This window comes from Mixta sp. BE291, assembly GCF_031457955.1.
Taxonomy (GTDB): Bacteria; Pseudomonadota; Gammaproteobacteria; order Enterobacterales; family Enterobacteriaceae; genus Mixta.
In genome coordinates this window covers 335,815-349,586 of record NZ_JAVDXN010000005.1, presented here as the reverse complement: position 1 = coordinate 349,586, position 13,772 = coordinate 335,815, and the positions used below count along the sequence as shown (strand labels likewise).

The 13,772-nt window shown below is 54.9% G+C and carries 16 protein-coding genes; 12 read left to right on the top strand and 4 right to left on the bottom strand.

All coding sequences use genetic code 11. The features are described from left to right. Positions 1-9: 9 nt before the first annotated feature. The 12 genes from lptE to lipA all read left to right on the top strand — a co-directional run bounded on the left by lptE (position 10) and on the right by lipA (position 10,929). On the top strand, positions 10-612 hold the full coding sequence (gene lptE / locus J2X14_RS14160; protein WP_352411822.1) for an LPS assembly lipoprotein LptE: 603 nt from the start codon (positions 10-12) through the stop codon (positions 610-612). Then, positions 609-1,640 (top strand): DNA polymerase III subunit delta, encoded by a 1,032-nt coding sequence (gene holA, locus J2X14_RS14155; protein ID WP_352411821.1) that lies wholly within the window; start codon positions 609-611, stop codon positions 1,638-1,640. Before lptE ends, holA begins: the two co-directional genes overlap by 4 nt. After that, positions 1,641-2,285 (top strand): nicotinate-nucleotide adenylyltransferase, encoded by a 645-nt coding sequence (nadD, locus tag J2X14_RS14150; RefSeq protein ID WP_352411820.1) that lies wholly within the window; start codon positions 1,641-1,643, stop codon positions 2,283-2,285. An 88-nt stretch (positions 2,286-2,373) separates the two neighbouring features. Then, on the top strand, positions 2,374-2,691 hold the full coding sequence (rsfS, locus tag J2X14_RS14145; protein ID WP_352411819.1) for a ribosome silencing factor: 318 nt from the start codon (positions 2,374-2,376) through the stop codon (positions 2,689-2,691). 3 nt (positions 2,692-2,694) lie between these two features. Beyond that, complete coding sequence (gene rlmH / locus J2X14_RS14140; RefSeq protein ID WP_103058767.1) at positions 2,695-3,165, top strand: 23S rRNA (pseudouridine(1915)-N(3))-methyltransferase RlmH; 471 nt, start codon at positions 2,695-2,697, stop codon at positions 3,163-3,165. A gap of 34 nt (positions 3,166-3,199) precedes the next feature. Further along, positions 3,200-5,104, top strand: coding sequence for a peptidoglycan DD-transpeptidase MrdA (mrdA, locus tag J2X14_RS14135; RefSeq protein WP_352411818.1), 1,905 nt, complete (start codon positions 3,200-3,202; stop codon positions 5,102-5,104). A gap of 8 nt (positions 5,105-5,112) precedes the next feature. Continuing rightward, complete coding sequence (gene mrdB / locus J2X14_RS14130; protein ID WP_352411890.1) at positions 5,113-6,225, top strand: peptidoglycan glycosyltransferase MrdB; 1,113 nt, start codon at positions 5,113-5,115, stop codon at positions 6,223-6,225. Between the two features lie 10 nt (positions 6,226-6,235). Beyond that, positions 6,236-7,324: an endolytic peptidoglycan transglycosylase RlpA gene (gene rlpA / locus J2X14_RS14125; protein WP_352411817.1), complete on the top strand. Its 1,089-nt coding sequence runs from the start codon at positions 6,236-6,238 to the stop codon at positions 7,322-7,324. Between the two features lie 148 nt (positions 7,325-7,472). After that, positions 7,473-8,684, top strand: a complete 1,212-nt coding sequence (gene dacA / locus J2X14_RS14120; RefSeq protein WP_352411816.1) for a D-alanyl-D-alanine carboxypeptidase DacA — start codon at positions 7,473-7,475, stop codon at positions 8,682-8,684. Between the two features lie 99 nt (positions 8,685-8,783). After that, positions 8,784-9,047 carry a DUF493 family protein YbeD gene (gene ybeD / locus J2X14_RS14115; RefSeq protein ID WP_104956631.1) on the top strand — a complete coding sequence of 88 codons (264 nt, stop codon included), beginning with the start codon at positions 8,784-8,786 and terminating at the stop codon, positions 9,045-9,047. Positions 9,048-9,131: 84 nt separating this feature from the next. Beyond that, the gene (gene lipB, locus J2X14_RS14110; protein WP_352411815.1) at positions 9,132-9,791 is read left to right on the top strand and encodes a lipoyl(octanoyl) transferase LipB; all 660 of its coding nucleotides are present in this window, start codon (positions 9,132-9,134) and stop codon (positions 9,789-9,791) included. 172 nt (positions 9,792-9,963) lie between these two features. Continuing rightward, complete coding sequence (gene lipA, locus J2X14_RS14105; RefSeq protein ID WP_352411814.1) at positions 9,964-10,929, top strand: lipoyl synthase; 966 nt, start codon at positions 9,964-9,966, stop codon at positions 10,927-10,929. A gap of 185 nt (positions 10,930-11,114) precedes the next feature. Here lipA and tatE read toward each other — a convergent pair whose 3' ends face one another. From tatE to cspE, 4 genes are all read right to left on the bottom strand, one after another. Further along, the gene (tatE, locus tag J2X14_RS14100; RefSeq protein WP_352411813.1) at positions 11,115-11,315 is read right to left on the bottom strand and encodes a twin-arginine translocase subunit TatE; all 201 of its coding nucleotides are present in this window, start codon (positions 11,313-11,315) and stop codon (positions 11,115-11,117) included. 152 nt (positions 11,316-11,467) lie between these two features. Beyond that, a complete protein-coding gene (locus tag J2X14_RS14095; protein ID WP_352411812.1) occupies positions 11,468-12,259 on the bottom strand; it encodes a deaminated glutathione amidase in 792 nt (263 codons plus the stop codon). Between the two features lie 82 nt (positions 12,260-12,341). Continuing rightward, the gene (locus J2X14_RS14090; protein ID WP_352411811.1) at positions 12,342-12,776 is read right to left on the bottom strand and encodes a GNAT family N-acetyltransferase; all 435 of its coding nucleotides are present in this window, start codon (positions 12,774-12,776) and stop codon (positions 12,342-12,344) included. Between the two features lie 340 nt (positions 12,777-13,116). After that, positions 13,117-13,326 (bottom strand): transcription antiterminator/RNA stability regulator CspE, encoded by a 210-nt coding sequence (cspE, locus tag J2X14_RS14085; protein ID WP_038627478.1) that lies wholly within the window; start codon positions 13,324-13,326, stop codon positions 13,117-13,119. Positions 13,327-13,772 lie beyond the last annotated feature (446 nt).

Here is a 13,772-nt window from a genome sequence, read left to right as displayed (position 1 = left end):
GGAGGAACTGTGCGACATCCGATTTTTACCTTTTTACTCGGCCTGGCGGTACTGGTTACCGCCGGCTGCGGCTTCCATCTGCGCAGCACCACGCAGGTGCCGCATGAGCTACGGACGCTGGTATTGCAAAGCAGCGATCCCTACGGCCCGTTAGCGCGCACCGTGCGTCAGCAGCTACGCCTGAATAACATTACGGTGGTGGAAGCGGAAAAAGCAGGTACCCGTACCGACCTGCCTACGCTGCGCCTCTCTTCTGAGCGTCAGGGCCAGGATACGGCATCGGTGTTCCAGAACGGCGTCACGGCGGAGTACTCCATGGTGATGACGGTGAGCGCACAGGTAGTTATCCCGAATAAGGGAATCTACCCTATTAGCGCAACCACCTATCGTTCATTCGTGGATAACCCGCTGGCGGCGCTGGCGAAGGATGCTGAACAGGTCATCATTCGTGATGAAATGCGTCAGCGCGTCGCAGAGCAGCTGGTGCGTAAGCTGCTGTCGGTGCATACCGCGCAGCTGAATGATAAAGAGACGTTACCGGCACCGGACGTGCTGGCTCCCGGCGAGGATTCGCCGGAAGTCTCCTCTTCTTCCGCTACCAGTCTGCAATGATCAGGATTTACCCTGAGCAACTACGCGCGCAGCTCCATGAGGGGCTGCGCGCCTGTTATTTATTAATGGGCAATGAACCGCTGCTGCTGCAGGAGAGCCATGACGCGATCAAGGCCAGCGCGCAGCAGCAGGGCTTTATTGAACATTTCAACGTCGTGCTGGATAACCAGACCGACTGGGACAGCGTATTCAGCAACTGCCAGGCGATGAGCCTGTTTGCCAGCCGCCAGACGCTGACCTTAACGCTGCCGGAAAACGGGCCAAACGCAGCGATGGCCAGCCAGTTGGAAAAGCTGAGCACCCTGCTGCACAGCGATATTCTGCCGATGATTATCGGCAACCGGCTGACCAAAGCGCAGGAAAACAGCGCCTGGTTTAAAGCGCTGAGCGCGCAGGCGGTGCTGGTACCCTGCGCCACGCCTGAACATGCGCAGCTGCCGCGCTGGGTTGCCGCACGCGCCAAAAGCCTGCAGTTGGATTTAGACGACGCGGCCTGTCAGCTGCTCTGCTACTGCTATGAAGGCAATCTGCTGGCGCTGGCGCAGGCGTTAGAACGTTTATCGCTGCTCTGGCCGGATGGCAAACTCACGCTGCCGCGCGTGGAACAGGCGGTCAGCGATGCCGCGCACTTTACCCCTTTTCACTGGGTTGACGCCCTGCTGGCGGGCAAAAGCAAACGCGCCCTGCATATCCTGCGTCAGCTCGCCGCTGAAGAGAGCGAGCCGGTGATTTTAATTCGCACGCTGCAACGTGAATTGCTGCTGCTGCTGACGCTCCAGCGCCAACAGAGCAGTGTCCCGCTGCGCACGCTATTCGATCAGCATCGCGTCTGGCAGAATCGCCGCGCCCTGTTCAGCGAAGCGTTGCAGCGCCTGACCTTAGCGCAAATTCGCCAGGCGATTCAGCTGCTGACGCGCCTGGAGATCACGCTAAAACAGGATTATGGCCAGCGGCTGTGGCCGGAGCTGGAAACCCTGTCGCTGCTGTTGTGTAATAAAGCCCTTCCGGCAGAATTAGGCGAATTTTAAATGGCTGCACTGCATGCGCTGTTTGGCGGTACCTTCGATCCGATTCACTACGGTCATCTGAAAACGGTTCAGGCGCTGGCGCAGGAAGTGGGCCTGCACCAGGTGACACTGCTGCCAAATAATGTGCCGCCGCATCGTCCTCAGCCTGAAGCCAGCGCCGCACAGCGGGTGGCGATGGTGGAGCTGGCGATTGCCGATCGTCCGCTGTTTAATCTGGATACGCGCGAACTGGCACGTGAAACCCCGTCTTATACGGTGGAAACGCTGGAACTGCTGCGAGCCGAACGCGGTGCGCAGCAGCCGCTGGCCTTTATCATCGGCCAGGATTCGCTGCTCAGCCTGCACAAATGGCATCGCTGGCAACAGCTGATGGATCTCTGTCATCTGCTGGTTTGTCAGCGTCCGGGCTACGATCGCACGATGCCGACCTCAGCGCTCCAGCACTGGCTGGAGCAGCACCAGACGCAGGACGCCTCCGCGCTGCACCATCAGCCCGCCGGTCTTATCTGGCTGGCGGATACGCCGCTGGTGCCGGTCTCCGCTACCGATATCCGCCGTCGTCGCCATCAGGGTCTTTCCTGTGACGATTTGCTTCCGCCGACGGTTATCGACTATATCAATCATCAGGGCTTATATCGCCCTTGATAAGCGCGTGGTATACTGCGCCGCTCAAATTTTCAGGCGCCGCAAAGCGCGTTTTACAGACAACAGAAACGCTTAAAAGGTGAACCTTTTGCAAGGTAAAGAACTCCAAGATTTCGTTATTGATAAGATTGATGATCTGAAAGGTCAGGACATTACTGCTATCAACGTGCAGGGTAAATCCAGCATCACCGATTGTATGATCATCTGTACCGGCACCTCCTCTCGTCACGTGATGTCGATTGCCGAGCACGTTATGGAAGAGTCGCGCGCTGCGGGCCTGATTCCGCTTGGTGTGGAAGGGAAAAACGTAGCCGACTGGGTGGTGGTTGACCTCGGTGAGATTATTGTTCACGTCATGCAGGAAGAGAGTCGTCACCTGTATGAGCTGGAAAAGCTCTGGAGTTAAGTCGTGAAGTTGCAGCTTGTCGCCGTAGGCACCAAAATGCCGGATTGGGTGCAAACCGGTTTTATGGAATACCTGCGTCGCTTTCCAAAAGATATGCCGCTGGAACTGACAGAAGTTTCCGCTGGCAAGCGCGGTAAAAACGCGGATATCAAACGCATTCTTGAAAAAGAAGGGGAAGCGATGCTGGCTGCCGTCGGTAAGGGTAACCGTATTGTGACGCTGGATATTCCCGGGCAACCCTGGGAGACGCCACAGCTTGCCCAACAGCTGGAACGCTGGAAGCAGGATGGCCGCGATGTCAGCCTGCTGATTGGCGGCCCGGAAGGGTTGTCACCGGCCTGCAAAGCGGCTGCAGAGCAGAGCTGGTCTCTTTCCGCACTCACACTACCTCATCCGCTGGTACGCGTGTTGGTGGCAGAAAGCCTGTATCGTGCATGGAGCATTACTGCGAATCATCCTTATCATCGTGAATAAACCGATAAGGCAAAAAGGACACATCAGGCAGCGGATGAAATCTCAACGTAACTCTTTCCGTGATTATACGGCCGAGCAAACCCTGTTTGTACGGCGTGCGCTGGTGGCGTTCGTCGGCATTTTTCTGCTTTCGGGCGTGCTGGTCTTCAACCTGTACCACCTGCAAATCTTACGCTTCGAAGATTACAGCACCCGCTCTAACCAAAACCGCATTAAGCTGGTGCCGGTTGCACCCAGCCGCGGCATTATCTATGACCGCAACGGCACGCCGCTGGCGCTGAACCGCACCATTTACCAGGCGGAGCTGGTGCCGGAAAAAGTCGATAACCTCAAACAAACGCTGCAGGATCTGCGGCCGGTGCTCGATCTCACCGATGAGGATATCGAGGATTTTGAGAAAGAGCGTAAGCGCTCGCGTCGCTTTACCTCTATCGCATTAAAAACCGCGCTGAACGATGTTCAGGTGGCGCGTTTCGCTGTTAATCAATATCGCTTTCCCGGCGTGGAAGTAAAAGGCTATCAGCGCCGTTACTATCCCTATGGTCAGACGCTGACTCATGTGGTGGGATACGTGTCAAAAATCAACGATCGTGACGTGGCGCGCCTGGATAAAGAGGGCAAATGGCCTAACTATGCGGCGACGCACGATATCGGCAAGCTGGGCATCGAAAACTATTACGAAGATGTGCTGCACGGCAAAACCGGTTATGAGGAAGTTGAGGTCAACAACCGTGGTCGTGTTATCCGCCAGCTGCATGAGCAGTCGCCGCAGGCCGGACGTGATATCTGGCTGACGATCGATCTCAAACTCCAACAATATATTGAAACGCTGCTGGTTGGCAGCCGTGCGGCGGTTGTGGTCAGCGATCCGCGTACTGGCGAGATTCTGGCGATGGTCTCTACGCCCAGCTACGATCCGAACCTGTTTGTCGACGGCATTTCCAGCAAGGATTATAAGGGGCTGCTGCAGGACGAAAACCGCCCGCTGTATAACCGTGCGATTCAGGCCGCCTATCCTCCCGCCTCAACGGTTAAGCCTTATGTCGCGGTTTCCGCGCTGAGCGCAGGCGTGATTAATCGCAACACCAGCCTGTTCGATCCCGGCTGGTGGCAGTTGCCCGGTTCCGAAAAGCGTTACCGCGACTGGAAAAAATGGGGGCATGGTCGCCTGAACGTCACCCGTTCGCTGGAAGAGTCTGCGGATACTTTCTTCTACCAGGTCGCCTATGATATGGGCATCGATCGCCTGTCAGAATGGATGAACAAATTTGGCTACGGCCAGCGCACCGGTATCGATCTGCCGCAGGAAAACCCCGGCAATATGCCAACGCGTGAATGGAAAATGAAGCGTTTCAAAAAGCCGTGGTATCAGGGCGATACCATTCCGGTGGGCATTGGTCAGGGTTACTGGACGGCAACGCCGTTGCAGATGAACAAAGCGCTGGTGATTTTGATCAACGACGGCGTGATCAAAACGCCGCACTTGCTGCGTGCCACGCGGGAAAATAATCTGCTGGTGCCTTACCGTCAGCCGCCTGCTCAGCCTATCGGCGATATCCATTCCGGCTACTGGGAAATCGCGAAAGATGGTATGTACGGCGTGGCTAACCGGCCAAACGGCACGGCGCATAAAAGCTTTGATAACGCGCCGTATAAAATCGCCGCGAAATCGGGTACGGCGCAGGTGTTCGGCCTGAAGGAAAATGAAACCTACAATGCGCACAAAATTGCGGAACGGCTGCGCGATCATAAGTTAATGACGGCGTTTGCGCCCTATGATAAGCCGCGCGTAGCGGTCAGTATGATACTGGAGAATGGCGGCGCGGGTCCGGCTGTGGGCACCGTAATGCGTCAAATTCTCGACCATATTATGTTAGGCGATAACAATACGGTGCTGCCGGATGCAACACCGACTCCGCCTGGTTACGAAGGTGAATAACGATGTCCATGAACGATAATCCGCAAAAAAAATCGATCTGGACCAAAATTCATATCGATCCGCTGTTTTTAATTATTATTGCCTGCCTGCTGATCTACAGCGCCTTTGTGATGTGGAGCGCCAGCGGCCAGGATCCCGGCATGATGGAACGCAAAATCGGCCAGATTTTTATGGGCCTGGCGGTGATGGTGGCGCTGGCGCAGGTGCCGCCGCGCGTTTATGAGGGCTGGGCGCCCTATCTGTATATCGTATGCGTGGTGCTGCTGATTGCGGTCGATGCCTTTGGCCATATCAGTAAAGGGGCGCAGCGCTGGCTCGATCTGGGCGTGGTGCGCTTTCAGCCTTCGGAGATTGCCAAAATAGCCGTCCCGCTGATGGTGGCGCGTTTTATTAACCGCGATATCTGTCCGCCTACCCTGAAGAATACCGGCATCGCGCTGGTGCTGATTTTCGTGCCAACGCTGCTGGTCGCCGCGCAGCCTGACCTTGGCACCTCAATTCTGGTTGCCGCCTCTGGCCTGTTCGTGCTGTTTTTATCCGGTATGAGCTGGAAGCTGATTGGCGTGGCGGTGCTGCTGGTCGCTGCCTTTATTCCGGTGCTGTGGTTTTTCCTGATGCACGATTATCAACGCGACCGCGTGATGATGCTGCTGGATCCGGAAAGCGATCCGCTGGGCGCTGGCTACCATATTATTCAGTCCAAAATTGCCATCGGCTCAGGCGGCCTGCGCGGCAAGGGCTGGCTGCATGGCACCCAGTCGCAGCTGGAGTTTCTGCCGGAGCGCCATACCGACTTTATCTTTGCCGTGCTGGCGGAGGAGCTGGGGCTGGTTGGCGTGCTGATCCTGCTGGCGCTTTATTTACTGCTGATTATGCGCGGTCTGATTATCGCCGCTCGCGCTCAGACCACCTTTGGCCGCGTGATGGCAGGCGGCCTGATGCTGATTCTGTTTGTATACGTTTTCGTTAATATTGGCATGGTAAGTGGTATCTTACCGGTGGTCGGCGTGCCGCTGCCGTTGGTCAGTTATGGTGGCTCGGCGCTGATTGTCTTGATGGCGGGATTTGGCATCGTGATGTCGATTCACACACACCGAAAATTGTTGTCTAAAAGCGTTTAAGAGGTTTCCGATGCGTAAGGATTGGCTTTGGGTGGGTGCGGCTTCGCTGCTGCTCGCCGCCTGTACGACCCCTACAGAACAGCAGGCGCCCGCTGTGCAGCAGCCCGCTTATAATGGCCCGGTGGTGGAAATCGGCGGCGTTGAGCCGCGCTATGAGCCGATAAATCCGGCGACCAGCCAGGATTACCGCGTTAACGGCAAAACCTGGCGGATTATGCAAGATCCGTCTAACTACAGCGAAACCGGGCTGGCCGGTTGGTATGGCGAGCAGGCCAACGGCACGCGTACCGCTATCGGCGAAACTTTCGATCAGGAAGCGTTAACGGCGGCCCACCCTACTCTGCCGCTGCCGAGCTATGTACGGGTAACCAACCTGGCTAACGGCAGGCAGCTGGTGGTGCGCGTTAACGATCGCGGTCCCTATACGCCTGGACGGATTATCGACCTGTCACGTGCGGCTGGCGATCGGCTGAACATCTCCAACAATACGCGCGTGCGCGTAGATTATATTAAGGTGGCCCCGGATGGCTCGCTTTCCGGGCCTGGCACCATTGGCACCGTGGTCGCTAAACAAAACTACGCCTTACCGGCACGTCCCGATATTGGCGGCGGCATGACGGTGATGGGCGGCGGCGCAGCGATGGCGCAGCCCGCGGCAACTGAACAGCCGCAGGATGTGCATCCGGTTGATAACAGTACATTAACCAGCGATAGCAACATGGGTGCGCCAGTACGTAGCAGCGGTTTTCTGGGCGCGCCGACGCCGTTGCAGTCAGGCGTGCTGGAAGGCAGCGAGCCGGAAACGCCAGCGGCAGCGCCGTCCCCTGCGGCAAGCAGCGCACCGGCGGCGGCACCTGCCGCAGCTGGAAATTATGTGGTTCAGGTGGGCGCGCTCAGCGATGCCGGACGGGCGCAACAGTGGGCTGATAAACTGAAATCGCAGTTTGGCGTGCCGGGGGCGATCGCCAGCAACGGTAAAATTTATCGCGTACAGCTGGGACCGTTTGCTTCACGTCAACAGGCGGCGGCGTTACAGCAGCGGCTAATCAGTGAAGCCAGCCAGCAATCCTTTATTACCGTGATTCAAAGCGGCATGTAAAAACGCATGGCGTCCACCTGGCGTGAATACAACAGCGAGCAGGCTGGCTGTGTATTTTGTCAACGCGAAGTTGGATGCCTGTAAAAACGCCTTTTGTTATAGTAAGGCACTTTTTTCACTCACTTCCACGGATGATGTTGTCCCTAACATGAATACGCTGAAAACCTGTCACTATTTTAAGCGCCTGGCGGCGGGCACCGTGATTGCCCTGAGCCTGAGCCAGGCCGCGCTGGCTGAAGATATTAATCTAAAAACCATGATCCCTGGCGTACCGGATATTGACGCAGAAGCGTATATCCTGATCGACTATAACTCCGGGAAAGTGCTTGCTGAAAAGAACGCGGATGCGCGTCGCGATCCCGCCAGCCTGACAAAAATGATGACCAGCTATGTTATTGGTCAGGCGGTGAAAGCAGGAAAAATTCATCAGGACGATCTGGTTACCGTGGGCCAGGATGCCTGGGCAACCGGTAATCCGGTGTTCCGTGGCTCTTCGCTGATGTTCCTGAAGCCGGGCGATCGCGTGCCGGTTTCTCAGCTGACGCGCGGTATCGTGCTGCAATCCGGTAACGACGCCTGCGTCGCCATGGCGGACTATGTCGCAGGCAGTCAGGATGCGTTTGTTGGCCTGATGAACAACTATGTTAAAGCGCTGGGCTTACAAAACACCCACTTCCAGACGGTGCACGGGCTGGATGCTGATGGGCAATACAGTTCCGCACGCGATATGGCGCTGATTGGCCAGGCGCTGATCCGTGATGTGCCGGAAGAGTATGCGGTTTATAAAGAGAAAGAGTTTACGTTCAACAATATCCGCCAGATAAACCGTAACGGTTTACTGTGGGATACCAGCCTGAGCGTTGACGGCATCAAAACCGGCCATACCAACGCTGCCGGTTATAACCTGGTGGCCTCGGCCACTGAAGGCCAGATGCGCCTGATCTCCGCGGTCCTGGGCGGTCATACCTATAAAGGGCGTGAAGTTGAAAGCAAAAAGCTGCTGACGTGGGGCTTCCGCTTCTTTGAAACCGTTGCACCACTGAAAGCGGGCAAAGAGTTCGCCTCTGAGCCGGTATGGTTCGGCGACAGCGATCGCGTTCAGCTGGGCGTCAGCAAGGATATGTATCTCACTATCCCGCGTGGCCGCATGAAAGATCTGAAAGCCAGCTACGTGCTGAACAATACCGAACTGCATGCGCCGCTGCAGAAAAACCAGGTGGTCGGCACCATTAACTTCCAGCTGGATGGCAAAACCATCGAGCAGCGTCCGCTGGTGGTGTTGAATGAAGTCACCGAAGGCGGTTTCTTTAGCCGCATCGTGGATTATATTAAGCTAATGTTCCACCACTGGTTCGGTTAAGGCGCGCGGGCGGTTGATATTTGCCTTTTTCGCCCATATAACCTGAATAACAGTAAGCTCCCGCTACGGCGGGAGTCTTTTTTTAGCACCGGAGTCTCTATGAAAACCAAACTGAACGAACTGCTCGAATTCCCCTGCTCCTTTACCTATAAAGTCATGGGTCTGGCGCAGCCTGAGCTGGTTGATCACGTGGTGGAAGTGGTGCAACGCCATGCGCCGGGCGACTACACGCCAGATGTTAAACCCAGCAGCAAAGGCAACTACCACTCCGTCTCTATTACCATTAATGCCACCCATATCGAGCAGATTGAAACGCTGTATGAAGAGCTGGGTAACATCGAAATTGTGCGTATGGTGCTGTAACCGCACGCGCATGAGCCTGGGCGGGTAGAGCTCGTCCAGGCGCAGCGTTATACTTCCTTCTTTCTCTGAAACGGAAAGCACGTTTTGCAGCAGCCTCCTCTTATTGTTCGCCCGCTGGGCCTGCGCCCCTGGGAACCTGTCTCTCAAGCTATGCATCAGTTTACCGATAGCCGCACGGCCGATACGCCCGATGAGCTATGGCTGGTAGAGCATCCGCCGGTTTTTACCCAGGGACAGGCGGGCAAAGCAGAGCATTTGCTGATGCCCGGCGATATCCCTGTGGTGCAAAGCGATCGCGGCGGTCAGGTGACTTATCACGGTCCGGGCCAGCAGGTGATGTATGTGTTGATCGATCTGAAACGCCGCAAGCTGGGTGTTCGTCAGCTGGTTACCGCTATCGAGCAAACGGTGGTGGAGACGCTGGCGCATTATGATGTCGCAGCCTATGCGCGCCCCGATGCGCCCGGCGTCTATGTTGATGGCAAAAAGATCTGTTCGCTTGGGCTTCGCATCCGTCAGGGCTGCTCGTTTCATGGCCTGGCCCTGAATATTGCGATGGATCTTGCGCCTTTTCAGCGTATCAATCCCTGCGGCTATGCCGGATTAGAGATGACGCAGCTGAGCGCTTTTCGTGCAGAGGTTACGCCGCAAGCGGTGCAGCCGGTGCTGATTGAAAAATTTCTGCAGCAGGTTGCGATCCCACAGGCCAGCTGGCAGCCCGCTGAACGCTGCGCTTTTTTGTAACCGTGCAGGCTGCTTTACAAATTTGCAACTTTTTAGCACGCCGTCAGGCTGTTTGTCAGCCGATGAAATGATATAATTTTTGCACTTTTATCAAATAAAGTTGAAAAAGCAGCCGACTCGTTGAGTGACCGCCTCTTTTCAAACTGCAATCCAACCTGGAAACTGCAAGCTTATGAGTAAACCGATTCAGATGGAACGCGGCGTCAAATATCGCGACGCAGACAAAATGGCGTTAATCCCGGTGAAAACCGTGGTCACCGAACGTCAGGAGTTGTTGCGCAAGCCAGAATGGATGAAGATCAAACTGCCCGCCGATTCCAGCCGCATTCAGGGCATTAAAGCGGCGATGCGTAAAAACGGTCTGCACTCCGTCTGTGAAGAGGCCTCCTGCCCTAACCTTGCAGAATGTTTTAACCACGGCACCGCCACTTTTATGATCCTTGGCGCTATCTGTACGCGTCGCTGCCCCTTCTGCGATGTCGCGCACGGTCGTCCGCTTACCCCCGACAGCAATGAGCCTGCCAAACTGGCGCAAACCATTGCCGATATGGGCCTGCGCTACGTGGTAGTGACCTCTGTGGATCGTGACGATTTACGTGACGGCGGCGCACAGCATTTTGCTGACTGCATCACCGCGATTCGTGAAAAAAATCCAACGATTAAAATCGAAACGCTGGTGCCAGATTTCCGTGGCCGTATGGATCGCGCGCTTGAGATCCTGACCGCCACGCCGCCGGATGTGTTTAACCACAACCTGGAAAACGTGCCGCGTATTTATCGTCAGGTTCGTCCCGGCGCCAACTATGAGTGGTCGCTGAAGCTGCTGGAGCGCTTTAAAGAGGCGCATCCGCACATCCCGACCAAATCAGGCTTGATGGTCGGTTTGGGTGAAACCAATGCGGAAATCGTGGAGGTTATGCGCGATCTGCGCCGTCATGGCGTCACCATGCTGACATTGGGTCAGTACCTGCAGCCGAGCCGCCATCACCTGCCGGTTCAGCGTTATGTCAGTCCGGCGGAGTTTGAAGAAATGAAAGAGGAAGCGCTGGCGATGGGCTTTACCCATGCGGCGTGCGGTCCTTTTGTGCGTTCTTCCTATCATGCCGACTTGCAGGCGAAAGGGCTGGAAGTCAAATAACGGCTTTCACGCTAAAAAACGCAGCTCTGGGGCTGCGTTTTTTTATGCCGGTCGGCACGTAGAAGCCGCAGCCCGAACCCTTAGCATAGTGCCCGACAGAGGCTACGCACGTAAAAAAGCCAGCTTAGCTGGCTTTTTATCGCAGCGGGCAGGTTACATTTTGTAACGTAATGCTGCCGCTTATTTTACTCTTTATGCGTAACGCGTTCCGCTGGCATTTCTTCTGCTTTCGCCGCAGGAACCGCATCGTCATCCTTCATCGCTTTTTTAAAACCTTTAATGGCGGCGCCTAAATCACCACCCAGCGAACGGAGTTTATTCGTGCCGAATAACAGTACGATCAACGCACCGATAACCAGTAGCTTGGCAATACTGAAACCTTCCATAACACCTTCTTACTTTACACGAGAAGCCAACTGGCGCTATTAACGCGCAGAATGTCACCAAATACAACCGTGACTTGTAACAGATTACAACTTTTTGCCGCGTTACTTAAGGCGGCGACAGCTTATGCTGGCAGGGATTCAGTAACGCTGGCTCAAGCGTCCAGTTCAGGACGGCGGAAACGGCGATTCGCTAACACCGGCAACATTTCCCGCGCGCGTTGAATACGCTGCGCATCCAGCTCAGCAAACACCAGCGCAGGCTCTTCCGCCGCACGGGCAACGGCGACGCCCAGCGGATCAACAATCAAACTGCCGCCAATATTACGCGGGCCGCATTCCCCTACCGCGATCACATAACAGGTGTTTTCTAATGCTCTTGCGGTAACCAGCACTTCCCAGTGCTTCTCTTTTTGCGGGCCTTTGACCCAGGCTGAGGGCAATACCAGCACCTCTGCGCCATCCAGCGCCAGACGCCGCGCCAGCTCCGGGAAACGGATATCGTAGCAGGTCATCATGCCGATTTTCATTCCGCCCACCTCTACCAGCGGCGGAATCGCCTCGCCAGCGGTAACGCGCTGTGATTCCTGCATGGCAAACGCATCGTAAAGATGCAGCTTATCGTAGCGTGCGACGATTTCGCCGCCGCGTAGCGCCACCTGCGCGTTAATCGCCTTATTCGGGCCGTCAGGAACATACAGGGTTAACAGCGTGGTAAGCGGGCTCTGTCGGCTGGCGGTTAGCAGCTGGGTAAGAAAAGCGCCGTCCAGCGGCTGCGCCTCCCTTATTGCCAGAGCAGGGTCCTGCATATCGGTCGCCAGCACCGCTTCAGGCAGCACCAGTAACTCTGCACCGCCCTGTTGCGCCTGCTGCATCAGCTGAATACAGGTTTGCGCATTTTTCTGCCATTCCCGCGCAACGGCAAACTGTCCCATAGCTACTTTCATCTTCTCTCCTTCTTAATCCCGCTTTAGCCTGCAAAACGGGCGTGCTTTACCGTAACGCCAGCAGGCCGTAGCTTAAGGGTGATTAGGCGCCCGTTGCCAGCGATTTAATACGATAACAGGGCGATTCACTATAGCCCTCACGCGCGTAAAACTGGTTAGCCTTAATGCGTGCGTCATGACAATGCACTTCCATTCGTTCGCAGCCCCGCTCGCGCGCCAGCTGTTCAGCATGCTGTAGCAAATGCTGCCCCACGCCTTTGCTGCGTTCGCCTTCAGCAATGCAGAAATAGCTAATACGGGCGAAATCACCGGAAAAGGCCAACTGAGGAATGAAATGTAACGATAAAAAGCCCAGCACGGTTTGTCGATCTTCCGCCACCATCAGCTTCTCATTTGGGTCAGCAATTAGCTGCTGTAAACGGGTATGCATCAGGCTTTCGGTGCCGCCGTAGCCTAATTCGGTCAGTAAAGAGATTAAGGCAAAACTGTCTGTGCTTTGAGCGGGACGAATATGCATCGCGCCTCCTTCAGGTGCGCTTACCGCGTTGAGATTACTGTTTATAGCCGTAGTTAAGGCGCGGAAGCAAGCAGATGCAGAGGGCAAAATACCTTTGCCGCTTTTTATGTGCAGTGACGCAATAATTAATGTTTCCTTAATCTTGCAACGGCACACTAAGCAGAGTTTTTACCGGGAGAAGTCGTGATGAAGAATCTGATGCCGCATTGCCTGTCTGAGCTTTTTGCGCTGACGTTAAGCTGCGTTTCGCTGGTAACGTTTATCGGGATATATCTCTACCGTTGATACAGATAAAAAAAAACCCGCCTGATGGCGGGTTTTTAAAATTCTGACTGTTAACTTACAGAGCGATAACGTTAGCAGCAGATGGGCCTTTTGCGCCGTCAGTGATTTCAAACTCAACGCGCTGACCTTCGGCCAGGGTTTTGAAACCATTGCTCTGGATAGCAGAGAAGTGTACGAATACGTCTTTGCTGCCATCTTCCGGAGTAATGAAGCCGAATCCTTTGGACTCATTAAACCACTTAACGTTACCTTTGATCTTGGACATCTATATTACCTTTACATGAAAAATGGACACTAAACTGTGTCGGGGTTAAGTACAGCAATTGCCGCGCCTTTTGTCCAGTGCGTCGTGAAGAAAAAGTGATAAATATCGCTATTTTTTCGTATGTGACCATTTTGTCGCGGGGGCAAGCAGGACCATAAGAAAGCATCTTAAGCGTTTACTCTTCCCTTTCTCCTTCGCAAGATATTATAAATTAAGTGTTTTTATAAGCAAGCGGCACAGTGGGCTTGGCAAATGCGTAAAAAACGCTAAAAACGGTTTTTTTTGCCCGCCTCAATCTTAACCATGAAGAATTATCACCCTCAGCAATAAAAACTTTGCGCAAAAGATAAACGCTGTTTTTTATCATCACAACGTTACCGCTTCTCTGTCACATCTGCACTGATCCCATTTTTAGCAGCCAGGCCCCAGTGAGAGCTTGCTGTCCT